Origin of the sequence: Erysipelothrix urinaevulpis, from assembly GCF_009828835.1 — a bacterium.
GTDB lineage: Bacteria > Bacillota_I > Bacilli_A > Erysipelotrichales > Erysipelotrichaceae > Erysipelothrix > Erysipelothrix urinaevulpis.
On record NZ_WTTB01000001.1, the window covers coordinates 13458 to 37728 of the forward strand.

At 33.9% G+C, this 24271-nt stretch carries 22 protein-coding genes; 4 read left to right on the forward strand and 18 right to left on the reverse strand.

Annotated elements, in window-relative coordinates; translation table 11 throughout:
- Window positions 1–15: 15 nt before the first annotated feature.
- From GVV10_RS00085 to gltX, 3 genes are read right to left on the reverse strand one after another with little or no spacing between them, the layout of a single operon-like run.
- Entirely contained in the window at window positions 16–1248 is a 1233-nt protein-coding gene (locus GVV10_RS00085; protein WP_159518268.1) for an aminopeptidase P family protein, read from the reverse strand.
- Window positions 1245–2477 carry an HD domain-containing protein gene (locus GVV10_RS00090; protein ID WP_159518270.1) on the reverse strand — a complete coding sequence of 411 codons (1233 nt, stop codon included), beginning with the start codon at window positions 2475–2477 and terminating at the stop codon, window positions 1245–1247. The genes GVV10_RS00085 and GVV10_RS00090 overlap by 4 nt, the downstream gene beginning before the upstream one ends.
- Window positions 2467–3906, reverse strand: coding sequence for a glutamate--tRNA ligase (gene gltX, locus GVV10_RS00095; protein WP_159518272.1), 1440 nt, complete (start codon window positions 3904–3906; stop codon window positions 2467–2469). The genes GVV10_RS00090 and gltX overlap by 11 nt, the downstream gene beginning before the upstream one ends.
- Window positions 3907–4074: 168 nt before the next feature.
- Between gltX and GVV10_RS00100 the strand changes: the two genes are divergently transcribed.
- On the forward strand, window positions 4075–5214 hold the full coding sequence (locus tag GVV10_RS00100; RefSeq protein ID WP_159518274.1) for a hydroxymethylglutaryl-CoA synthase: 1140 nt from the start codon (window positions 4075–4077) through the stop codon (window positions 5212–5214).
- A 44-nt stretch (window positions 5215–5258) separates the two neighbouring features.
- On the opposite strand, the gene GVV10_RS00105 is transcribed toward GVV10_RS00100, so the two are convergent.
- The 5 genes from GVV10_RS00105 to dtd form a co-directional block, all read right to left on the reverse strand.
- Complete coding sequence (locus GVV10_RS00105) at window positions 5259–5582, reverse strand: cyclic-di-AMP receptor (protein WP_159518276.1); 324 nt, start codon at window positions 5580–5582, stop codon at window positions 5259–5261.
- Window positions 5583–5646: 64 nt separating this feature from the next.
- The gene (ychF, locus tag GVV10_RS00110; RefSeq protein WP_159518278.1) at window positions 5647–6750 is read right to left on the reverse strand and encodes a redox-regulated ATPase YchF; all 1104 of its coding nucleotides are present in this window, start codon (window positions 6748–6750) and stop codon (window positions 5647–5649) included.
- Between the two features lie 18 nt (window positions 6751–6768).
- Window positions 6769–6951: a DUF951 domain-containing protein gene (locus GVV10_RS00115; RefSeq protein ID WP_159518280.1), complete on the reverse strand. Its 183-nt coding sequence runs from the start codon at window positions 6949–6951 to the stop codon at window positions 6769–6771.
- The gene (locus tag GVV10_RS00120) at window positions 6944–7795 is read right to left on the reverse strand and encodes a bifunctional 5,10-methylenetetrahydrofolate dehydrogenase/5,10-methenyltetrahydrofolate cyclohydrolase (RefSeq protein ID WP_159518283.1); all 852 of its coding nucleotides are present in this window, start codon (window positions 7793–7795) and stop codon (window positions 6944–6946) included. The genes GVV10_RS00115 and GVV10_RS00120 overlap by 8 nt, the downstream gene beginning before the upstream one ends.
- Window positions 7796–7833: 38 nt before the next feature.
- Window positions 7834–8289, reverse strand: coding sequence for a D-aminoacyl-tRNA deacylase (gene dtd / locus GVV10_RS00125; protein ID WP_159518285.1), 456 nt, complete (start codon window positions 8287–8289; stop codon window positions 7834–7836).
- Between the two features lie 57 nt (window positions 8290–8346).
- Here dtd and GVV10_RS00130 point away from each other — a divergent pair, with 57 nt between their 5' ends.
- Complete coding sequence (locus tag GVV10_RS00130) at window positions 8347–9597, forward strand: replication-associated recombination protein A (protein ID WP_159518287.1); 1251 nt, start codon at window positions 8347–8349, stop codon at window positions 9595–9597.
- Here GVV10_RS00130 and GVV10_RS00135 read toward each other — a convergent pair.
- The 6 genes from GVV10_RS00135 to GVV10_RS00160 form a co-directional block, all read right to left on the reverse strand.
- A complete protein-coding gene (locus GVV10_RS00135) occupies window positions 9594–10742 on the reverse strand; it encodes an ABC transporter permease (protein WP_159518289.1) in 1149 nt (382 codons plus the stop codon). The genes GVV10_RS00130 and GVV10_RS00135 overlap by 4 nt on opposite strands.
- Entirely contained in the window at window positions 10735–11583 is an 849-nt protein-coding gene (locus GVV10_RS00140; protein WP_159518291.1) for an ABC transporter ATP-binding protein, read from the reverse strand. The genes GVV10_RS00135 and GVV10_RS00140 overlap by 8 nt, the downstream gene beginning before the upstream one ends.
- Before the next feature lie 65 nt (window positions 11584–11648).
- A complete protein-coding gene (gene miaA, locus GVV10_RS00145; RefSeq protein WP_159518293.1) occupies window positions 11649–12551 on the reverse strand; it encodes a tRNA (adenosine(37)-N6)-dimethylallyltransferase MiaA in 903 nt (300 codons plus the stop codon).
- The gene (gene mutL, locus GVV10_RS00150) at window positions 12548–14365 is read right to left on the reverse strand and encodes a DNA mismatch repair endonuclease MutL (RefSeq protein ID WP_159518295.1); all 1818 of its coding nucleotides are present in this window, start codon (window positions 14363–14365) and stop codon (window positions 12548–12550) included. Before mutL ends, miaA begins: the two co-directional genes overlap by 4 nt.
- Window positions 14349–16865, reverse strand: coding sequence for a DNA mismatch repair protein MutS (gene mutS / locus GVV10_RS00155; RefSeq protein ID WP_159518297.1), 2517 nt, complete (start codon window positions 16863–16865; stop codon window positions 14349–14351). The genes mutL and mutS overlap by 17 nt, the downstream gene beginning before the upstream one ends.
- Entirely contained in the window at window positions 16862–18412 is a 1551-nt protein-coding gene (locus tag GVV10_RS00160; RefSeq protein ID WP_159518299.1) for a PTS glucose transporter subunit IIBC, read from the reverse strand. The genes mutS and GVV10_RS00160 overlap by 4 nt, the downstream gene beginning before the upstream one ends.
- Window positions 18413–18476: 64 nt before the next feature.
- On the opposite strand from GVV10_RS00160, the gene GVV10_RS00165 reads away from it, so the two are divergent.
- Window positions 18477–19667, forward strand: a complete 1191-nt coding sequence (locus GVV10_RS00165) for an FtsW/RodA/SpoVE family cell cycle protein (protein ID WP_159518301.1) — start codon at window positions 18477–18479, stop codon at window positions 19665–19667.
- A gap of 7 nt (window positions 19668–19674) precedes the next feature.
- Here the strand turns inward: GVV10_RS00165 and GVV10_RS00170 are convergent, their stop codons facing one another.
- Window positions 19675–20457 carry an NAD kinase gene (locus tag GVV10_RS00170; RefSeq protein ID WP_159518303.1) on the reverse strand — a complete coding sequence of 261 codons (783 nt, stop codon included), beginning with the start codon at window positions 20455–20457 and terminating at the stop codon, window positions 19675–19677.
- 43 nt (window positions 20458–20500) lie between these two features.
- On the opposite strand from GVV10_RS00170, the gene GVV10_RS00175 reads away from it, so the two are divergent.
- Window positions 20501–21040, forward strand: a complete 540-nt coding sequence (locus GVV10_RS00175) for a CYTH domain-containing protein (RefSeq protein ID WP_159518305.1) — start codon at window positions 20501–20503, stop codon at window positions 21038–21040.
- On the opposite strand, the gene GVV10_RS00180 is transcribed toward GVV10_RS00175, so the two are convergent.
- The 3 genes from GVV10_RS00180 to dnaX are packed head-to-tail and all read right to left on the reverse strand — an operon-like array spanning window position 21015 to window position 24266.
- A complete protein-coding gene (locus GVV10_RS00180; protein ID WP_159518307.1) occupies window positions 21015–21869 on the reverse strand; it encodes a hypothetical protein in 855 nt (284 codons plus the stop codon). The two genes, GVV10_RS00175 and GVV10_RS00180, sit on opposite strands and share 26 nt — an antisense overlap.
- Before the next feature lie 9 nt (window positions 21870–21878).
- The gene (gene recR, locus GVV10_RS00185) at window positions 21879–22469 is read right to left on the reverse strand and encodes a recombination mediator RecR (protein ID WP_159518309.1); all 591 of its coding nucleotides are present in this window, start codon (window positions 22467–22469) and stop codon (window positions 21879–21881) included.
- 3 nt (window positions 22470–22472) lie between these two features.
- Window positions 22473–24266 carry a DNA polymerase III subunit gamma/tau gene (dnaX, locus tag GVV10_RS00190; protein ID WP_159518311.1) on the reverse strand — a complete coding sequence of 598 codons (1794 nt, stop codon included), beginning with the start codon at window positions 24264–24266 and terminating at the stop codon, window positions 22473–22475.
- Window positions 24267–24271: the final 5 nt, after the last annotated feature.

A 24271-nucleotide genomic window follows, 5' to 3' on the forward strand; every position in this document is an offset into this window, starting at 1 on the left:
GAAAAACATGCTTTCTTATTGATTGTTCATTGAGTACAATAATTTTTCTATATCGTTAATTTCAATGAGAATTTGTGGTGCTAAATCGTCATTTCCATCCTTGGTAACGAGTAAATCTGTTTCTAGTCTAACGCCTATTCCCTCTTCAGCAATGTAAAGTCCTGGCTCATTTGTAATCACATTTCCAGGAACTAAAGGTGCCTCTCTATCTAACCATACATCATGTGTATCAAGCCCTAGGGAGTGCCCAATACTGTGATAATAGTATTGATCAACATCTTTAATATCATCGATCAAGCCCAAACGAATACATGCCTCACCCAACGATACTTTCGCAAGGTTATTCAATTCCAAAATACTAATACCTGGTTTAACACTGTCATTTATATATTTAAATGTATTTAAGACTTCAGAATACACTTCTTTTTGTCTTTGTGTGAATTGTCCGTTAATTGGAAAAGTACGTGAAATATCGGCACCATAGTGATTAACACAAATTCCTAAGTCAACAAGCACAAGGTCACCATCTTGTAATTTCTGATTATTTTCAATGTAATGCAAGACTGTTGCATTTGCTCCACCTGCAACAATTGTGTCAAACATCAATGACCCGTTACGTTTTTGTCCTTCGTATAAGAAGCGAGCTGCCATGTCTTGTTCATTACCATTTGGTTTCATTTCTTTTAACATGTTCTCAATAGCAGTGTTGGTCACAACAGCGGCATGCTTAATCGCTTCTATTTCATCTTCGTGTTTAACCGTACGACATTCAACTAATTTAGGAAAAACATCATAAACAGGGAACCCTTCAAGTTCCTCTTGCATATTAACGCCACTTCCATAGAATAAATCACTTGGCGAATCATGGTCTAAGTCCAAACCAATCGTATCAACTTGTTCAATATTCTTTTCAAAATACTCTTCAAAATCTACGAAATATCGAACATCTTCGATTCCAGAAATTTCTTGAGCTTGTTCTTTCGTCATAAAACGACCTACCCATTTTTCCATAAATGGATCAATATCTCTCAAGAACAATATTTCTTCATCTGTTTTTGTATTCATCATTAAAATTGCTTCTGGTTCTTCAATTCCTGTTAAGTAAACAAAGTTACGATTAGCATGAAAGGGATACTGTGCATCCGCACTTTTTCTTATCCCTGTGCCACTCATCAAGACAACAAGTTCATTGTCTTGTAATGTTGTTTTAAAACGGTCTCTTAATTGTCTATATGTTGTTGAATTCATTGTAACTCCTTTGGAAAGAAGAGCTTATGGTCTTCTTTATCTTTTCCTTGTGCAAACCCCTTAACAATTGTGGAGGCATTCGATAACTCCCGTAATCCACAATCGCTGTTAACCCAGATCGCAGACTCTTCTTCCTCTTTATAAGGACTATAAAGAATCTGTGTCGCAAAATCTTCCAGAATATAGTAACGAGGATCATAACCCTTCTCAACTGCAATCTTTTCAATTTCAACTTTTCTATCGTTACCTGGGAAATCAATATATTCAAATAAATCTCTATTCAATAATCGTGATGACAAGTCTTTTAATATTTCATCTTCTGAGTCCATCAATTTCACAAATCCTGCAAAACAAGCCGATTCATCTAATTTAAAATGAGCACTCAAAGGAATATCGGTATCACCTTTAATAAAAGGCTCAAACACTTCTAAACCAGTCTCATTAAAGCGTCCTTCTGAATACAAGTCTTGCATTCTTCGAAACAACGCATGAAGAATTGATTCAAAACTTCGTGAAACAGGATGCAAATAAACTTGCCAGTACATTTGATAACGGGCCATGATGTAATCTTCAACCGCATGGATACCACTTTCTTTAATGACAATTTTATCATCAATAACTCTAATGGTTCTTAAAATACGATAGAGATCAAATTCACCATAACTCACACCTGTAAAATATGAATCTCTTAAGAGATAATCCATCCTATCAGCATCCATTTGACTTGATATTATTTGTGATAATATTTTACGTTCACTTCGATGTGCAATAATATCTGCCACCAACTGAGGTAAGTCAGGATCCGCTTCGTTAAGAATTCTATTGACTTGTGTATCTTCTAAAATAATACGCTCTGTAAACTCTTCATGATCTGTTTTCGTTACTGCCTCAAATGAGTGTGAAAAAGGGCCATGACCAACATCATGAAGCAACCCTGCACAAAGAAGAGCAACTTGTTCTTGCTCTTCTAAGACACTTTGTAAATCACTCACACGTTCGATCATCAAACGAACGATTTCATAGACACCCAAAGAGTGCGAAAAACGTGAGTGTTCAGCCGTATGGTAAACCAACCGCGTTCCCCCTAATTGTTGAATTCGACGTAAGCGTTGAACTTCAGGAGAATTAATTAGATCCCAAACAACTTTATACTTTACATTTATGTAGCCATGAACTGGATCACGCATGACCTTCAATTCAGGACAAAGTTTATATTTTTTATCCAACATAATCTGTGAGTCTTTTCTCTATAGTTTCTCTTCCAAGTAAATATAAAGAACTCATTAAATCAGGACCATGGTTTTGATGTGTTGCTGCAACACGAAGTCCCATGAACAATGGTTTCCCTTTAAGTCCACTTTCTTTCTTTGTTGCATTAAACGCTTCTTTCAACGCCTCAACAGTCCAATCACTTGGTAGATTATTTAAAAATGTTTGTGCTACCACTTTCGTTGAATCTTCTGCTAGTACTTCCCTCGCTTCATCCGTTAAATCTGTGTCTTTAAAGAACATTTCAATTAAATCAGTAATCTCTGCTCCAAATTGTAATTGTTCTTTGTAAAGAAGTAAACACTGATCAACCCAAGCTTCATCCTTAGCACTCAAATCATAATTTTTACTTGCATAAGGTTTAACAAAAGCTAACCACTCTTCATCTGTCTTATCTTTTAAGTATTGATGGTTCATCCAAGTTAACTTATTAACATCAAACATCGAAGGTGATTTGGATAAACGTGACTCATCGAATACTTCGATTAACTCATCATGGGTAAATAATTCTTTTTCTCCTGGATATGACCAACCAAGTAAAGCCATAAAATTAAACATTGCTTCTGCTAGATATCCTTGTTCTTCATATTGACTAATGTATTGCATAATTGAATTATCACGTTTTGATAGTTTTTTATGATTTTCATTAACGATTAATGTCATATGACCATACAAGGGAGCTTCCCAACCAAACATTCTAAATAACATCAATTGTTTAGGCGTATTGGAAATATGTTCTTCTCCACGCAATACATGGCTAATTTCCATTAAATAATCATCGACAACAACTGCAAAGTTATAGGTAGGAATACCGTTTGTTTTCATAATGACCCAATCGCCAATGTCTTTAGATTCAAACGTTACAGTGCCACGAACAATATCCTCAAATGTATAAACTTCATCTGTTGGAACTTTCAACCTTACAGAATAAGGTCTTTCTTCCACTTCGTATTGTTTCTTTGTCTCTTCGTCTAAATGTAAACATTTTTGACTATAACGTGTTGATGCATACCCTGCGTCTTTTTGACGTTGGTAATCTTCATCTAATTCTTCTGAAGTACAGTAGCATTTATAAGCATGTCCTTCTTCAATCAATTGGTTTGTATATTTCTTATAAATATCAAGACGTTCCATTTGACGATATGGTGCATATTTAGGATTTGGTTTTTGAGGTGATTCATCAGGAATGATCCCCAACCATTCTAAATACTTCAACTGAGACTCTTCGCCACCTTCGACATTTCGCTCAATATCTGTATCTTCAATCCTTAATACAAAATCACCATCATAATGTTTAGCGATTAAGTAATCAAATAATGCTGTCCTAGCATTTCCTATATGAAGAAAACCTGTTGGACTTGGTGCATAGCGTACACGTACTCTTTTCATATTTATACCTCTTTTCAAATTCTTTCTTATTATAACATGCTTTGTGAAATCTGTGCATGCTCCAGAGCTGAATTAAATTAAATTTTCGTATTTCTCACATAGTTTTTGATTCTCGTGTCATTTACCACTATAATAGAGATACTCAAAAATAATAAAGGAGACTGCAATATGAAGTTTGGAATTGATAAGATTGGTTTCTATATCCCTAAGTATTATATAGATATGAGAGAATTAGCAACCATGCGTGGCATTGACCCAGACAAATTCACTTATGGTTTAGGTCAAGATGAAATGTCGGTACCACCTCTCACCCAAGATATGATTAGTTTAGCAACCAATGCCGCTTACAATACTATTTCAGAACAAGATCTTAATGATATTGATTTAGTAATTTTAGCAACAGAAACTGGTTCAGACTTTTCAAAATCTGGATCAACATCCATTGTCTCTCTTTTGGGTATCAACCCCAAATCGAGATGTATAGAAATTAAGCAAGCGTGTTATTCAGCAACAGCAGCATTACAGTTTGCCAAAAACCATTTACAATCAAATGATGATAAAAAAGTTTTAATTATAGCTAGTGATATTTCTCGGTATGGCCTTGATACCTCTGGGGAAGCAACCCAAGGTGCAGGTGCAGTTGCAATGCTTATCACTAAAGATCCATCACTGTTAGTTTTAAGTGATAAGAGTTCTTATTTTTCCGAAGATGTGTGGGACTTTTGGCGACCAAATTATAGTGATACCGCGATTGTTGATGGACACTATTCCAACGAACAGTATCAACGTTTCTTTAACCAAACATTTGAAGATTATAAAGAAAAATATGATAGACAAAACTCAGACTTTGATGCGTTTTTATTCCATATTCCCTATACTAAATTAGGTCGAAAAACATTAATTAATTACATAAATCCTTCTAAAGAGATTATCAATACATTCAACCAGTCCACATTATTTAACCGTAAGGTTGGTAATATTTATACTGGTTCTCTATACCTAAGTTTAATTTCTCTTTTATACAATGCAGATTTAGACGCAAATGCTAGAATTGGTTTATATTCATATGGAAGTGGAGCTGTTGGAGAATTTTTCTCAATGAAATTAGTTGAAGGGTATCAAGATGCCCTTGATCCAAATCTTCCCCACCAATTTGACACACGTGAAAAATTAACGATTAAAGATTATGAATCCATGTTTACTGCTGAATTGGTCAGTGATGGAAGCCACATGATTCTTCCAGACGACAATGAAACCTTTCAACTCAAAGAAATCAAAGGTCACCGTCGTTATTATCAAAAAAACTAAAAAAAATGAGTGTGTATCATTATCCGATACATCACTCATTTTTTTTATAACTTATGGAATTGTTCGACATCAAGAATAAAGACGGTTGCTCCACCAACTGGAACTTCCACTGGGAACGATACATGACGTCCAATATCATAGGACGCTGTGGAAGGGACAACCTCAGTACGTTTTTTACATTCTCTACCAATAATTTCTAAACAGGCATCCACTTTATCATCTTCAACACCAACAATCAGTGTTGTGTTTCCTGCCCTTAGGAATCCACCTGTAGTTGCTAAACGAGTTACTTGAAAATCTTCTTTATTTAGTGCTGATGAAACAATTGAACTATCATCATTTGAAACAATTGCTAATACTAATTTCATTGAGATCTCCTCCTCTTTATATCTTGATTATACCACAAAGCTAAAAAACACAGAATAGATTTAATTAAACGTTAAATCTAAAGTGAACAATATCACCATCATTCATGACGTATTCTTTACCTTCTGAACGCATTTTACCTGCTTCTTTAATGCCTAATTCACTTTCATGTGTCATTAAATCATCATAGTGATAAACTTCTGCACGGATGAATCCTCTCTCAAAGTCAGTATGAATAATTCCAGCACAGGCTGGTGCCTTCATACCTTCTGTAAATGTCCAGGCTCGAATTTCTTGTGGTCCTGCTGTAAAGAATGTTCTTAAATTTAGAATATCATAACTATTTTTAACAAGACGATCTAGTCCGCTTTCTTCTACACCTAATTCCTCAAGGAACATTTCTCGTTCATCATCTTCCAATCCTGATAAACTTTCTTCAACGGTTGCACTGATTGGAATAACACGACACTGTCTCTCACTTGCATATGCTTTTACTGCTTGATACATAGGATTGTTGTCAATATCACCTAAACTATCTTCATCAATATTAGCAACATAGATAACAGGTTTACGTGTTAGGAAGTGAAATGGTTTAATTAACTCTTCTTCGTCTTCGTTTAATTCTAAATTGCTGAGTGGTAGATTGTTGTCCAAGATTTCTTTTGCTTTTTCTAATAATTTAATTTCAACTAACGCTTCTTTATCTTGAGCTTTTACTTTTTTTCCAACTCTTTGTAATCTGTTTTCTACCGATTGTAAATCAGCAAGCATTAATTCAATTTCAATAATTTCAATATCAGAAACAGGATCACCGATTGTTCCATGTTCATGAACAATATCTGTATCCGCAAAACATCGAACCACATGCACAATTGCATCAACTTCTCGAATATTGGATAGGAACTGATTCCCTAATCCTTCTCCTTTTGATGCACCTTTCACTAAACCAGCAATATCTGTAAATTCAAACGTTGTTGGAATAATTTTCTTTGATTCAATAAACTTTCGTATATTTTCCATACGATCATCGCGAACTTTTACAATACCAACATTCGGTGCAATGGTTGCGAAAGGATAGTTTGCTGCTTCAATTTGCGATTTAGTAATCGCATTAAATAAGGTTGATTTACCAACATTTGGTAAGCCAACAATTCCTGCTGTTAATGCCATATTTTATTCCTCTTTCATTTATAATACTTTCTTTAATTTTTTTTCAAATTCATGACGTGTCATCATTATAACACTTCCACACCCATCACATTTTATTTTTATATCGGCACCCATTCGAATAATTTTGAATGAGTTAGACTTTTTACAAGGATGTTGTTTTTTCATTTCTACATGATCATTGAGTTCATAAGTTTTATCCATGATTGTCTCCTTTTAAATAATATGCTTTGACTGTATTTTCTAATAAACTAACGATGGTCATCGGCCCCACACCTTTGGGTACAGGAGTAATCATTTTTACTTTCTCATACGCTGACTTCTCAACATCTCCACACAATTTACCATTCTCGCGATGAATGCCAACATCAATAACTATATGATAATCTCTCAACATATCAGCTTTTACCATCGCTTTGACACCTGTCGCAACAACAATAATCTCATGATTCAATATTTTTTCTTCAATATTTTTTGTTTTGCTGTGGGCTTGAGTCACTGTCGCATTTTTGTGTTTCAATAATGTTGTGACTGGATTACCAACGAGTTGACTTCTCCCAATGACTAAAACATCTTTACCCTCTAGATCAATCTCATATGCCTCCAACAAAGACATGATCCCAAGGGGTGTACAAGGTATAAAAGCCTCTTTATTTTGGACAAGTCGTCCAACATTATGAACATGAAGTCCATCCACATCCTTATTGGGATTTATACTATCAATAATTTTTTCACTATTTATATGTCTTGGTAATGGAAGTTGTACCAAGATCCCATCGATTGCTTCATCATTATTTAAAGACTTTATGATTTCAATCAATTCAAATTCACTTGTATCTTCTTTCAAAACAATAGACTTTGATTCGATGCCAACTTTTTTTGATTGTTTAATCTTCGATGCAACATAAGTTTGCGATGCAGGATCTTCTCCTACCAATACAACCGCTAGTCCAGGGGCACGTTTCCCTTGTTCTTTTAGGCTTGTTATTGTCTTCGAAAGATTGTTTAACCTCTCATTAGCAACACTTTTACCATCAATTAATGTCATGAAAAACCTCCATTCACACGGTTTAATAATAGCATATGTTAGATAACCTTGCCATCTCTTACTTCAAGAATGATGGTAACAGGTCCATCATTATCCAACTTCACATTCATATGTGTTTGGAATTTTCCTGTTTTTACTATCAACCCTTCTGTTCTTAGCAAATCATTAAATGTTTCAAAAAGATCATTCGCTTGTTCGGCATTCATTGCTTGAGTAAAACTTGGACGATTCCCTTTTCGGACATCCGCTGCAAGTGTAAATTGAGAGATAGACAATATCTTTCCACCAACATCTAAAATCGAATGGTTCATTTTTCCATCATTATCTTCAAATATTCTCATATTCGCAATTTTAGTACTTGCTCGTTTAAGGTCTTCGACTGTATCGCCTTCCTCAATGCCTACTAAAAGAACAAAGCCTTCATTAATTTTATTATATAATATTCCTTCGACATCAACCGATGCATTTTTAACTTTTTGAATAACTATTTTCATACGACACCTCATCTATAGTATAACAAAAACATGGTACAATATGGTCAGGTGATATTTATGAGCAATCCATTAGCTTACTCAATGAGACCCAGTTCCATTAATGATATTATAGGACAAAAACATCTTCTGGGTGAAGGAAAAGTTTTAAAAAATTTAATAAAGCAAAAAAAACTCTATTCAATGATTTTTTATGGTCCACCTGGAACTGGAAAAACAACCACAGCAATGGCGATTGCTGAAGAGTTAAACAGACCCTATCGTCTTTTTAATGCTGTGACTGATAATAAGAAAAAATTAGATCAACTTTTTATTGAGGCTGAAATGAGCCAAGGACTTGTGGTTATTATTGATGAAGTCCATCGATTGAATAAGGACAAACAAGACATCTTACTACCTCATATTGAAAGTGGATTAATTACGATGATCGGTGCAACAACTGCGAATCCTTTCTTTTCAATCAATCCAGCGATTCGTTCACGTGTTCATTTGTTCGAATTTCATCCTCTAAGTAATGATGATTTATTTGAAATATTAACAAATGCTACACCTCAAGATCGTACTCTTGAGAATGATGTCTATCAACATATTCTGCGAAGTGCTAATGGCGATGCACGGTATAGTTTGAACATTCTTGAACTTTTACTCAACGCCTATCCAGGTGAAGTTATTACCAAAAATCATCTCAAAGAGATTAATGTTGGGATGAATACATCAATGGATAAAGACAGCGATAATTATTATGACACCTTATCAGCTTTTCAAAAATCGATACGCGGAAGTGATGTACAGGCCGCATTGTATTATCTAGCTAAGTTGATTCATGTAGGGGATTTCGATTCAATTGAACGACGCCTCCTTGTCATTGCATACGAGGATATTGGTTTAGCGAATCCAAGTCTTTGTAGTCGCGTTGAATCTGCACTTTCTGCAGCAAGAAAAGTTGGGTTCCCTGAAGCACGAATTCCAATCAGTGCGGTTGTTATTGAATGCGCACTCTCACCAAAATCAAAGAGTGCTGAACATGCTATTGATAATGCTCTTGCCCTTGTCGGTTCGTCGTCATACTCTGTTCCGAAATATTTACGATTAAAAGCAGTGGGTTTAAGTGACATTGAAATGTATGATTATAGTCGAAGTGACCTTTGGCATAAGATTCAATACCTTCCAAATACCATCAAAGATGTTAAATTTTATGAGCCTCTTAATTTAAATTCTGCAGAGAAAGTTCTAGCAAACAACTATAACGAGTTAAAAAAATTCAAACGATCTTCTGATATTGTGACGTTAAATAGTAGTAAGAAAAGCTAAACGGCTTTTCTTTTTTTTGACTGTTTTACCATAACATTATATTTATACAACCTGGATCCATACTTCATTAAAAATATAAACAAACATCCCGACACGCCTAAAGATAAGAGGATTTGATAAACACTCACTCGACTTGCCATTATTCGAATAGGTCCTAGTAACATCGATACAATTGGCACCATTGTTAAGATTACGCTGACTGGACTTTCTAATTGATGGGTAACGTTCAAATAAACCACTCCATAGTAAATGGAAAGTAATATTAAATAAAAGGGAGCTTGTAGTGTCCCAGATTCTTCAATTTGATGAATCAAAGACGATAAAAGGATTGCAATGACCTGAATCAAAACTAAACCAACAAACATGAACAAAAGTGAAACCAAGCCTTTTTGCAAGAACTCCTTGCTTATATTCAATGACTGAAAGAAACTTGAAAAACTTGTAATCTCACCCTCTACAAAATTGAATCGACTCAACATCTTAAATAAGCCTTCCCCTTTATCGTAATAATTTCGAACGAAATACAATGTAGAGAGAATAGGTCCAACAAAAAATGCTTGAAGAAAAACTGAGAATGTTCCAACAATTATTTTTGCATAAAAATGATACTTTAAATCGATAGTACTTCCAATTAACTCTAAAACATTTAACGATTTTTCTGAAACAATCTCACTTGCAATTGATGTTGAGTAAGCAAGCATCATAAAATAAACCCCAGTAATAATGACATAGAGTAACTTACTGTGGCTTTGGTTTGTATCATGTTTAGTTACAAAATTTACAGGAATTTCAATAGACGCTTTTTCTTTATTTTCATAAGTGCTAATCATCATATCCAACAATGCTTTTTCTTCTTCATAGAGTTCGTAATCACTTTCGACTTTATACATATTCTCATGTTTACTTATCTTTATGTTAGCAGTCTCATCTAAAGTAAACGTGTCTTTAAATGGTTCTATCAAATCTTCTGACTTTTCAAGTTCTATATTAATCTTGGTTTTCTCTAAAAGTTGTGGCATCAATTTTTCTATGACTTTATCTGAAAAAGTTAACAACCCTAATATCAACGTAATAATGATTAGCATTGTTGCTGAGGTCTTATTCCAAAACCGATGTTTCATTGATAATTTTACTAAGTCATTCATAATATGACGACACCAAGTCTTTCAAACTTACTGCTTCCAATTTCACAGTGTTCAATCGTCTTTTTTCTAATACGCTTGCCAGCAATTTTGATTTTTTGCTCACCCTATACCGTGATGTATGACCTTGTGTTTCAATACCTAAAACATCTTTATGATCTTTATATTTTTGTTTGTTGTCATCACTTAATGAAATAAACTCATAATCATAATCGTCTTTAAGATTTCTTAAATAACCTTGTAAGACTATTTTCCCTTCTTTAAGAATAACAACATATTCACTAAATTCTTCAACATCATCATACTGATGACTTGATAGAATTATTTTGGTTCCCTTTTCAATTTCTTGGGTAATAATTTTCTTAAATATTTGAATATTCACAATATCTAATCCCGACATCGGTTCATCTAAAATCATGAGGTTTGGATTATGAATCATTGCACAAATAAACTGAACCTTCTGTTGATTTCCTTTCGATAAAGAACTAATTGTTTCGTATTTTAGATGCTCCATCTTAAACGAAGCCAACCACTGATTCATATTAACTTCGATTTCTATTTTCGACATTTTCCTTAGTTTTCCCATAAATCTTATATGATGACAAACAGTCATTGTTTGATAGAGGCAACGACATTCTGGTAAATATCCAATTGACACACCACGATTAACACTTAGTTCTCCCTCTTGAAATTTCAGTAATCCTAACATCGTTTTAAAGAGTGTCGTTTTCCCACAGCCATTATGACCCAAGACGGCAATGACCTTGTTTTGACTGGTATCCAAGTCAATATTATGGATGCCTTTTTTATTTTTGTACACCATACTTACATTTTTTAATTTCATTCTATCACCTGTAGAAGATATGTCACTACAAATGTTTTTCCTTTAAAAAAAGATTGAGTGTCACCTCAATCTTTTAAGAATTCGTCAATTTTCTTCTCTATATTATATTTGAATTTTTGATCATAAATATCAACAAAGTGACATGGCGTTTGATGTTTAAACCATGTAATCTGGCGTTTTGCTAAGCGACGAGTATTACGTTTGATCAGTTCTTTAACTTCTTCCAATGTTCTATTTCCCAGGAAATACTCATTAAATTCCCGATAACCAATGGAATTAACACTTTGGTAAGTCCATAATTTATCATACCTTTGGTTTAAATCTTCGACTTCTTTTAGTAAGCCTAATTCAAACATTGTTTCAACCCGCTTGTTCATTCGCTCATATAATTTTTCTCGTTCACCTTCAAGAAAGAAGACACAGGCATTATAGTAGGCTGTGTTTTTATTTGCTTGATTAATTTCGCTTTTTCCTTTGCCGTGTGTCTTAGCCATTCTAACAGAATGGATTAATCGTTTTCGGTTATTGATATGGACTTTCGCTGATGTTTCAGGATCTATGTCCTCCAAAATATTTTTAAGTTCTTGATTGCTTAAGCTTTCATCAATTGCTACTAGCTCTTGCTCATCAAAATAATAATCATAGATCAATGCATTGATGTATAAACCCGTTCCACCGACAACAATTGGGATTTTTCCTTGTCTACTGATCTCATCAATCAATGCCCTTGCGTCTTTTTGAAAGTCAGCAACGCTGTATATCTCATCAATTTTTGCATGATCTATCAAATGATGTGGGACAGTATTTTGTTCAGTTTTCGTTGGTTTTGCACTACCAATATCAAGTTCTTCATACACTGCTACAGAATCTGCACTGATTATTTCACCGTTGTATTGTTCAGCAAGTTCTATTGCCAATGAACTTTTTCCACTGCCTGTGACCCCAGCAATAACAATGACTTTTTTCATCGCTTAAATTCCTTAATGAGTTGACTATGACTTATCGAAATTAATGTGGGGCGACCGTGAGGACAGTGATAGGGCTGATCACACATGCGCAAATCTTCAACTAATTTTACCATTTCTTCATAGGATAAGTACTCGTTAAACCGTACTGAAGAGTGACACGCTAAAGTCGCAAGTGCATCTCTTCTTAAATCTTCTTCACGAATTTTTCGATTCTTTTCAAATAAATCTAAAATTTCTGAAACAAAATCTTTCGCTTCAATTTGACTAAGCCATTGAGGTATTTCACGAAGAATTAAACTATCTTCCGCAAATACATCAAGTTGAAGTTGAAACTGAGTTAACTCATCATTTATGTCATTTAACATTGGGATAAGTGCCGTTCTTCCTTCAAATACTAAGGGAATGAGGAGAGGCTGTGTTGGATTTTTTTTGTTTAAAAGTTTTTCTTGATAGTATTCATATCTGATTCTTTCCATCGCGGCATGTTGATCAATAATATAGAGACCTTCATCACCTTGTGCGAGGATGTATTTACCACTCATTTGAGATAGAACCTTCAACGGTTCAATTTTACTAATAAAATTTTGTTCTTGAATCACTTCTTCTTCAGGCTCATAATCAACCATAAGTTTGTCAATTGCTTCAGTAAAACTGTCCGTTTCTTTAACAGTCAACGGTTTTGAAGGAATGATTGTTTCCTGTAAGTTTTCGACGATTTCTTGTGGTTCTTGCACTGATTCAATAATTTTTTCTGTTGGCCTTGCTTCAAGAAGTTCGTCCTTGATCGAGAATTGTTCTGGCTCACTAATTTTTATTTTAGGAGCTCTATTTTCTTTGTACAACAAGCCTTCAATTCTGTTTTGAACCAATGTAAGCAATTCACGTTCTTGAGCCATTCTAATTTCCCATTTACTTGGATGAACGTTAACATCAACCAATTCTGGATCCGTTGTGATATTCATCATAATAATTGGATTTCTTCCTACAGGTAAATGACGACGATAGGCATCAAGAATTGCATTTTGTAACTTCGGATAACGGATCATACGTTGATTAACATAAATCCACATCGAGTAACGGTTCGCTTTATTATGATTTGGCAAAGTATAAATACCTTCAATGTTAAAATCATAATTTTCATCTTTAAAATAAAAACTATCTTGAGATACATCTTTACCATAGATACGATAATAAATATCCTCCATGTTTCCATGTCCCAAAGATTGAAACGACAATTTATCATTGTTGTAGAATGAAAAAGATACTTTCGGATTTCCAAGGGCAAATTTTTGAATAATATCTAATATAATTGCTGTTTCGTAATGAAGGTTTTTTATGTGCTTTAAACGAGCTGGTAGTTGAGTAAACAAATGATAGACTTTAACACTTGTTCCTTTATTTCTAGCAAAGGGACTGTGTTCAATTTCTTGACCGTTATCAATCACAATTTTACTACTCTCTTCTCCATCATTTGAACTTGCTTCAACCAAACTTACGGATGCAATTGAAGGTAACGCTTCACCACGAAATCCAAAAGTACTGATTTTAGTTAAATCAGCCTCTTGTTTGATTTTACTTGTCGAATGTCTTTCAAATGCTAATTTCAAATCAGAAAATGACATGCCTTCTCCATTATCAATGACCTCGATAACTTCCATGCCACCCTCTTTAACTCGGACTTCAATTCGATCTGCTTTCGCATCCAATGAATTTTCAACCAATTCCTTAATAATCCCTGCTGGACGTTCAACAACTTCTCCCGCAGCAATCATATTGGTTAAATGTGAATTGAGTGTTTTAATCTTGTTTGTCATGATTATCACCTAATATTTCCTTTAAATTCGCTAATGTCTGCAGGGCTTCAAATGGTGTCATGTTATTTGGATCAATTTTATTGAGATGTTGCTTTAATGATTGAAATTCCTTCGGCTCAACTTCAACGGTCAGTATTTTACTTCCAATGCTTGTAGATTTATTTTCTCGATTAAGTTCTAACATTTTTAAATTTTCTTCTGCTCGTTGGATCACAGCATTGGGTAGATGCGCTAATTTCGCAACATTAATCCCATACGATTTTGTGGCTCGTCCTTCCTCCACACGATACAAGAAGGTAACTTTTTTATCTTCTTCATGCACCAATACATTCACATTGAAAATTTCATCATACATATCCTCTAAACTTACAAGTTCATGATAGTGTGTTGAAAAAATTGTTCGACAAGCAATTGTCTCATTAATATATTCAATAATTGACTGAGCAAGGGCCATTCCATCATACGTTGATGTTCCACGTCCAATCTCATCAAACAAAATCAGCGACTGTTGACTTGCTCTTGAAAGCGCAGTTTGTGATTCTAACATTTCAACCATAAATGTGGATTGTCCCATTAAAATATCATCACTCGCGCCCATTCTTGTAAATATCTGATCAACAATTCCAATTTTAGCTGCATCACAAGGAATATAACATCCCATTTGTGCAAGAATTGTATTGACGGCTAACATTCTCATATATGTACTTTTTCCACCCATATTGGGCCCCGTCAAAATTAATGTACGTCGCTTAGGATCCATTTCCACAGAGCTAGCTATGTATTGGTGATCTTTTAAACTTGATTCAAGAACTGGATGACGCCCTTCTTTAATGTTGAGTACAGGTTCATTCACAATTTCTGGTTTAACATAGCCAGGTTGTCCAGAAAATTCCGTTAACGACATCAGTACATCCAAATACGCAATCGCATTTCCAACTTCATGGATTTCTTGAGCATGCGCAACCACAAACTGTGTATATTCCTTAAATAAGTCAAGCTCTAATTTTTGTATTCTTTCCTTCGCCTCACTAATTTTCACTTCATATTCCTGAAGTTCTTCGTTTATATAACGTTCAGAATTTGTTAGAGTTTGCTTTCTAATATAATTGTATTCATCTTTTACATTTTCAACTTGACCTTTACTTATATCAATATAGTATCCAAAAGCACGTGTGTACCCTACTTTTAAATTTTTGATACCTGTCTTTTCTCGTTCTTGTTGTTCATAATTTAATAACCAAGTCTTGCCTTCGTTGGATATTGTAATTAATTCATCAAGTTCTGGCGAGATTCCTTCTTTAAATGTACGACCATCTTTAAATGTAACAGGTGCATTATCTAAAAATGCGTTTTCTAAGGTATCATACACATGAACGAGTTCATCCACCTGTGTCAAAAACTTAAATTCTTCAAGATTGTTTACTTTCATTTTTATAGAACTAAACACCCTCAATGTATTCTTAAGACGAACAAAATCTTGAGGATTGTGTTTATCTGTTGTAATTCTAGCAACAATCCGATGGATATCATAGGTCTCTTTTAAGTCTGTTTTTAAGTCATCACTCAAAATGAAATCATGCATTAGTAAATCAATTTGTGTATGACGTTCTTTTATTTCGCTGATATTATACAAAGGTCTCATTAGTTTTTCTTTTAACAATCGTGAACCCATACTTGTATTTGTCTTGTCCATAAAATTGTAAACTGACAATTCTTTATTTTTCTGATGATCAATCAATTCAAGATTCATCATCGATGTATAATCCATTCTTAAATAAGCTTCATCATTTAGAACTTTAATTTCACTTAAATGTTGAAGTGACGATTTTTGTGTTGCATTCAAGTAAGCAATTAATCTTGCGTATGCATCTTCAATACTTTGATCATCATGCTTAATACTATTATCTTTTTCATTAAAACGTGAAACATATATTTTTGTTTTATCTTGAATTTCTTCGACAAGAAATTCATCAAAATTATCAGGAACAATAATTTCTCTAACTTGAAATTGTTGTAGGTTTTTAATGATTTCAGCCGGTTCATTCATAATTCTCAAGGCTTTGATTTCACCACTCATCACATCACAACTCACGATTGTAGCGTAAATTAAATCTAGACTTAACGAAGCTATTTCTCGTGTTTCATTATCATCCATTTCAAAATAAGTTCCTGGTGTAACAATTTCAATGACTTCTCTTTTTACAATGCCTTTAACATCTTTAGGATCTTCAACCTGCTCAACAATCGCTACTTTATAGCCATTAGCAACAAGTTTCTGAATATATCCTTTGGCTGCATGATGTGGAACCCCACACATCGGTGCCTTAACATCATTACCAGCTGAACGAGCTGTCAAGACTAAATCTAGTACACGAGAAGCTATTTCAGCATCTTCAAAAAACAATTCATAGAAGTCTCCTAGGCGGAAAAACACCAAAGCATCTTTGGTGTTCTCTTTAATTTCCATAAATTGTTTCATCATTGGTGTTAATTTATTCATACTGCTACTTCAACCTGTTCTTCCTTCACAATGGTCTTTAACTTCTTGTTCACTTCTTTTTGATAGATATAAGAGGAGGAACCAATTGACAACACAAACCCTTGTTTCGTCTCAATGATTCGAGTAACCCCTTGTTGATGCATTCCAGCAACATTTAATTTTTCTCTATTTTCAAGTTGAACATGAATACGAGTCGGTGTACTACTGATATAGCTCACATTTTCTATACCACCCAGTCGCTCGATAAAGTCATTAATCTTTTCTTCTTTATTTCCAATATTTAATATATCAAGTGCTAGCTTTCCATAATATAAACGTGTCATTGCAAAATAAGCAATAAAGACAAACGCCCCCACTAACAACATAATCATTATTTTATCAACGAGTGCAATTCTTCTAAACAAGAAAATTAAATCAATTAAATTTCCTGGGTTTGCAGCTAACAAATTCCCTGTGTATGAGAATCCAAGATAAACCGACAAACCACTTAGCACTGCAAAAATTAGACTTGTCATGAAAAGATGGAATACATACAAGATTGGACTTGTAACAATCATTAATAATTCTATTGGTAATAAAACACCTGATACCATTGATATTAAGATTGCTAAAAGTAAAACAAATATATTACGCGTTAGATATTGTTTATTAGAGAATGTTGAATAAATACCAATAAGATATGCTGGGATTGCAAATAAGTTCAAGACATAATAGGCACTTGTAAAGCGACCTGCATCACTTGTCCCAATAATATTCATATTCTCATTCAGTTGAGCCATCCAAATTGTGACATCACCGTTGAATGTGACACCCGATAAATCAACCCAAGTACCACCCAGTGAACCAAACCACATTTCACTATGGACAATTGAATCAAGGTTGAACAACGTCATCAAACGGTCAAATCCACCATAGGCAAACATTGTCATTGGATTATTGACGTCTGTCGAAACAAAATTTAAAATTTTATAAATATATTCAATCACGATTGGCCATAGGAAACTAAAACCAAATGCTAAGACACCTGCACCAACAATTGAATAAATAAAGCGTACTGTATCACGATCAACATACGATATCATACTAAATAACTTACTGTCTTTTGTCGATTGATAGACATATGTCACAATTAAATAAATCCCTAGCAATCCAAAAATCCCTGTTTTATATATCCCAGTTGTTTCACCGAGTAAAACAATCTCTCCGATTTTTTCATAAACCGATGGTTCAAATTTAGCGGGAGACAGAATTGTAAGGACAACAATAAATATAATATAAGAAATAATTCCTGTAATAACGATATTTGGCTCATCTTTACGATGCGCTAATAATTTGATAAAAACATAAAACGGAAAGTATGATAAAATAATACCACCACAGTATGTTAATATTTGTGCTATTGTAAAGATGATTGTATTTTCTATATTAATAAATGTTGATATATATGGATTTAAAAACAGTGAACCGATTGCGATTAAAAAACTACTCAAAAATAATAGCTTGATTGGAAATTGTAATTGTTCGTAATATGATTGTATTCGATTCATATAAGCACCTCTCACTTTTCCTATATATTATACACTATTCAATCACTTCACAAAAGGAGGCATTATGCATAAATTTATAAATGAATCAAAACGCCACTTTTCAATGGATTATACCTTATTAACAATTATGTTAGTTCTTGCCATTACAAGTGTGGTTTCAATCTACATGGCCGGACCATTCTTAAATGCCGCAGAGGCAAACAAGGTCGTTATTCGGCAAATCGTCTGGTTTGGTATTGGATTTACAGCATTATTCATAACGTTAAAGTTAGGGATTGATCGGCTCTTTTCCTTATCATATTTAGCTTATTGGTTTTTGATGGCGTGCTTGGTTCTACTCGTCATTGCCCGTTACACAGGTTTAAATATTCCGTTTATAACGCCTATTAAAGGTTCGTACGCATGGTTTCAATTCCCATTATTTGGATCGTTTCAACCCAGTGAGTTTATGAAAATTGTCTTAGTTATTATCTTTGCTGATATTATTGAAAAACACAACCAAGAAAAAGTCGAAATGTCTTTCAAATCCGATTTACACTTAATGTGGAAAATGGCTCTCTATGCTGTTCCAGCATTAATACTCAATATATTACAACCCGACACAGGGATTCCTATTATAATCTTAGTTAGCTTAGCGATCATGTTTTTCTTATCGGGTGTTCGACGTGAATGGTTTATTATCATTATGTCATTGGCCTTGACCTTATTTTTCGGAATTATTTATCTTTACTACTATCATCAAGAGTTCTTAAACACACTTATGGGTGGTGGTTATCGTCTTGATCGTTTCTATGGTTGGCTCGACTTTGAAGAATATTCTCAAACACAAGGATACCAACTCTTTCAATCACTCCTTGCTGTCGGAACTTCAGGTCTAACGGGGCATCCTTACCGAACTGTCGTTAGTTTAATCCCGGAAGCACAAACAGACTTTATCTTTGCTGTAATCTCACAAAACTTTGGTTTTGTCGGTGGTACATTTGTTATTATTACATCATTTATTTTAGATATAAAATTAATTCTCATCACACTTTATAGTAACCTTAATAAAGAACGTTACATGATGATGGGGATTGTGGGAATGTTAATGTTTCAACAATTTCAAAATATTGGCATGATCTTAGGTCTTTTACCAATTACTGGTATTACCCTTCCATTTGTATCCTATGGGGGTTCTTCCTTATTATCATATATGATCCCCCTTGCTGCCGCATTCTTTATGTCGAGTGAAACAGTTAACGCTCATCGTCATTAAAAGATTGTTAAAATAACGCGTTTAGTCTTTCTAAATGCGTTTTTTTATTGAAATGGGCAAATTTCATTGTTTTAGAATAAGAAGAAACCTCAATCTGATGGTAACCATCTAAATGGATATGCAAATGATCAAAACATAGCAAAGCATGTGCAAAATCATCATGGTTGAAAGTAATTTTTGCATCTGGATTAAGAATTAAAGGTGCACCTAAACTTCGAGCATGTCGATGATGAATTCCACTAATTTCCGTCATTTGCAATAAATCTAACCCAGGATAAATAACAGCGCCACCAATTGAACGATTATATGCTGTGGAACCATATTGGCCACTAATACACATCCCATTCCCTCTAAATGTTTCAAAGTATGAATCATTAATATAAACATCCATTTCTTGAGTTTTCACAATATTTTCAACTCGTATCTCATTCAAAGCATGAATGGTCAATTCTTTCGTATCATTCACACAATTTGCTTGTAAAATTCGCTTCTCTTCTATGACAGCTTTTTTAGTAGAAATATCCTCAATAAAAACATCAATTTCATCAGCTGTATAATCTGTTGAAAACCCTAAAGTACCTGTATGAATACCAGTAAAATAAACATGATCTAAATCATCAACCCACTCATGCATCGCGTGCAGAAGCGTTCCATCTCCCCCCACATAAACGATTAGTTCAGGGTTTTCCTGATCCATTACAAAGCCTGCACGAATGAGTTTATCTTTAATTTCACTGCAAATTCTTTGTGAATTTTCATCCCCGCGATTGACTAAGGTAAATTTTCTCATTCCTTCACTTCCTTTTCTTTAATTTATATTGTACCATAGTTATATGAAACAACATTTAGAAATCGAATTTAAAACGATGCTCACAGAAAAAGAGTATCTTCATCTTACACAAGTGTTAGAGTTTGGACTCAGTTATCGTCAAATTAACTCTTATTTTGACACGCCTTCAAAAAAATTATTCTCTTTAAAAACAATGATGAGAATAAGAAAATATGATGATTCTTATGAATTCACATTGAAAATACCACAAGATTTAGGCGTTATGGAACATGAATTTGATTTAGAAACATTCAACATTAACCATCCCAAAATTCAAAGACTTTTATCTGATTTCGATATTAAAACGGATCATTTAGAAATGATTGCGCAAAGCACGACAGATCGTCGGGAATTCAGCGATCAATATGGCACATGGTGTCTTGATTTTAACTCTTTTTCATGGGGAATTGATCATGAACTTGAGTATGAATTACACGATGATGTTGATGTCGATAAAGCCTATCACCATTATTATGAAACACTTAGTCGTTTAAATATTACGTTTAAAAAAGCTCTTCCTAAGTATATAAGAGCTTTAAATTGAATTTTTTAAATTCTTCTTCATAAGGCCGAGCATTTTCTCTAACAACTAATGTAAACTGAGTCTTCGTTTGAATCTCAGTTTTTATTTTGTAGATAATTCCCAAAACTGTATAAAATTGATTCTTTGCAGAAGAAACAGGGATAAACACCTCAACTAAATCTCCTTTAACAAGATAAGCAAGATTCCCAACTCTACTTAAAGCAGGATATTGATTGATCAAACGTGTTTGATCTTGGGTCCAATCCGTTGTAACCCCTTCCAAAACAGTCCGTAACCGACTTATCTCAATATCATGAATTATTTTTTCTTTATTTACCTGAGGGTTATATACTTGAAACCAGGGATCAATTCCATAGTGACTTGCTTTCCTTAATACTTTACGTGTATCTTCTCCACTTAAATATTGAAACGATTCAAGATTAATATTAATCGACTGACCTAACTCCCCCATAAATATTGTCTCATTGAAATAGATAACATTTGATAATTCAATGGATTGAATTTTTTCAGGAAGTTCGTCTGTTTTAGAAAGTTCTAAAACTGCTTCCTTGAAACGTTCATAATTTTTAAAACCATTGTCATTTTTATATTGGTTCCAAGTTCGTTTAACACTCATCTCTCTCATTTGTTTAAAGACTCCATAACCAACAATTCCTTTTTCACGTGTTTGAGGATGACGATATTTACCATCAATAAGAAATAAAAAATCTCCAGGTTCGAAATTTTCAAAATTTCTTATTCCTACTCGCCAAAAATTAATGCTCGTACTTCCGTGCATCCTATGGTAATCCAACATATTTTCATCTGCTATATAGGCTATCGAACTCATCGTACCCTCCTATTCCATCTTGTTTCTTCCCTCAAAAGCTTTCATTAATGTCATTTCATCAGCATAATCGAGATGACCACCAATCGGCAATCCAAATGCTAAACGACTAACCTTGCATTGTTCTCCAAATTTTTTTGATAGATAAAGTGATGTAATCTCACCTTCTACTGTGGCATTTAACGCTAGAATGACTTCTGAAACATCATTCTTTAATCGATTGTTTAAAGATTCGATATTTAGGTCCTCAGGTAGTGTTCCTTTCTTAGTCGATATTAATCCTCCAAGAACATGGTACAATCCGTTATACTCACCCATTCTTTCAATAGAAAATGCTTCTTTCGCATTCGATACAACGCAAATCATCGATTGATCACGATAATCATCTGTACAAATATCACAAATTGTTTGATCCGTTAAGTTATGACACACTTCACATTCTTTGATTTTATCTTTTGCTTCTTTTAAATTCACTGATAACTCATCGACTCTACTCAAATCTTGATCTAAAATATGCATCGCATAACGTTCTGCCGTCTTTTGTCCAACACCTGGTAAGATTCTAAAGGACTCAATTAATTTCTCTAATGATTTTGGATACATAACTTACTCCTTTATTTCTAATTTGTCACCAAACAATTCTTGTATACTTCTTAAAGATGTATTTTCATCTTCCTTTACTTCTTCTTCAATTTCAAAAAAACTTGAATCCAATGGTTTAGGTAGATTGCCTTGTTTATTTTTTTCAATAAAAACTTTTACACTATTATTAAAATCAGGAAATGTTGTTGCGAGAACTTGTCGTTTTAATCCAGTCAAGAGTTCGACTAAATTAATTAAATCATGTTTATTTTGTTTTACCATACTTTCTCTTGCGGCTGTTGCGTATGGGAACGCAAACACTACAAACTCATGACTACTTAAGACTATTTCCGATTTTTCCAATAATCGGATTGTTTTTGCCCATTTAATATCATGCTTATATCGATCGATGGTTGCATACTGTTCTATGTCCGTATTTTTTTGTTCCTTATCCGCACCGACCATGAGCGATAAGATCGTCTCAAGATCCAGTAAATCTTCTGATTCTCCAACTATTTCCGTAATTTCTATCTTTTCTTCAGGTTGTTCTTTCTCAATTGTGATATTAACATCCTGTGGTTTAATTGATTGTTCGTTTTGTTTTGTTTCACGTGAAACACTTTGATTGATGTGATCTTGTTCAGGTAAATCTAATATATTTTCATCAAAGGCATCATCATCTTCCGGCTCAATACTGTCGAGAACAATCTTTCGAGGTTTATTATTGTATCCCTTGTAGATATTTAAAACTGATAATTCAAAATAAATGGATTGATTTTGACTAAATTTCATTTTTTCAATATCACTGAGTAAGCCTTCTAATATTGTAAGCAAGGCATCCTCACTAAACGTTTTGCTTAAATATTCTACAAACTCCAAGTGTTCATACAAGACAAGTTCACGATTATTTGATTCTTTATAAATAACACTATCTTTAAATGCTACAAGAAGGTCTGACATCAATTGATCAACATTATGTGTTTTCTTGAGGAATTCTTGGACTAACGCTAACGTTGACTCCATATCCCCTTCTGCAATGGATTTCATCATTCTAATTTTATCTCCATTACTAATGATACCCGAAACTTCATAAACATCATCAACCGTTAACTCTTCATCCGCATAAACAATTGCTTGTTCTAAGATTGTGAGTGCATTTCGAAGGCCACCACCCGATAAACGAGCAATTGCTTGACCTGTTCCTGGTGCTGATTTTACATTTTCAAGTTCTAGAATATCTTCAAGTCGTTTTGCTATGAGTTCGTCATTGATTCTTCGAAAGTCGAAACGTTGACATCTCGATACGATCGTCGGTAGCACTTTATGGACTTCTGTTGTAGCAAGAATAAAAATGACGTGTTCAGGTGGTTCTTCGAGTGTCTTTAAAAGAGCATTAAATGCCCCTTGAGATAACATATGAACCTCATCAATAATGTATACTTTATATTTCCCTAAGATTGGTGTATATTTAACTCTTGAAATTAGATTTCGTATTTCATCAACACCATTATTACTCGCCGCATCAATTTCAACTATATCTGGGTGATTCCCGTGAATTGTTTCCTGACAGTTCTCACACTCACCACAGACATCATCATCCATATTGGTACAGTTAACAGCTTGGGCCATTAATTTAGCCATTGACGTCTTTCCTGTACCTCTAGGACCACAAAATAGATAAGCATGTCCTATCTTATCTTTTTTAATTGCATTCTTCATTATTCTAACAACTGACTGTTGCCCGACTACATCTTTAAAATTAGCGGGTCTATACTTCCTATACAACGATTGGTAAGCCATTTTATCACCTACTATCATTATAT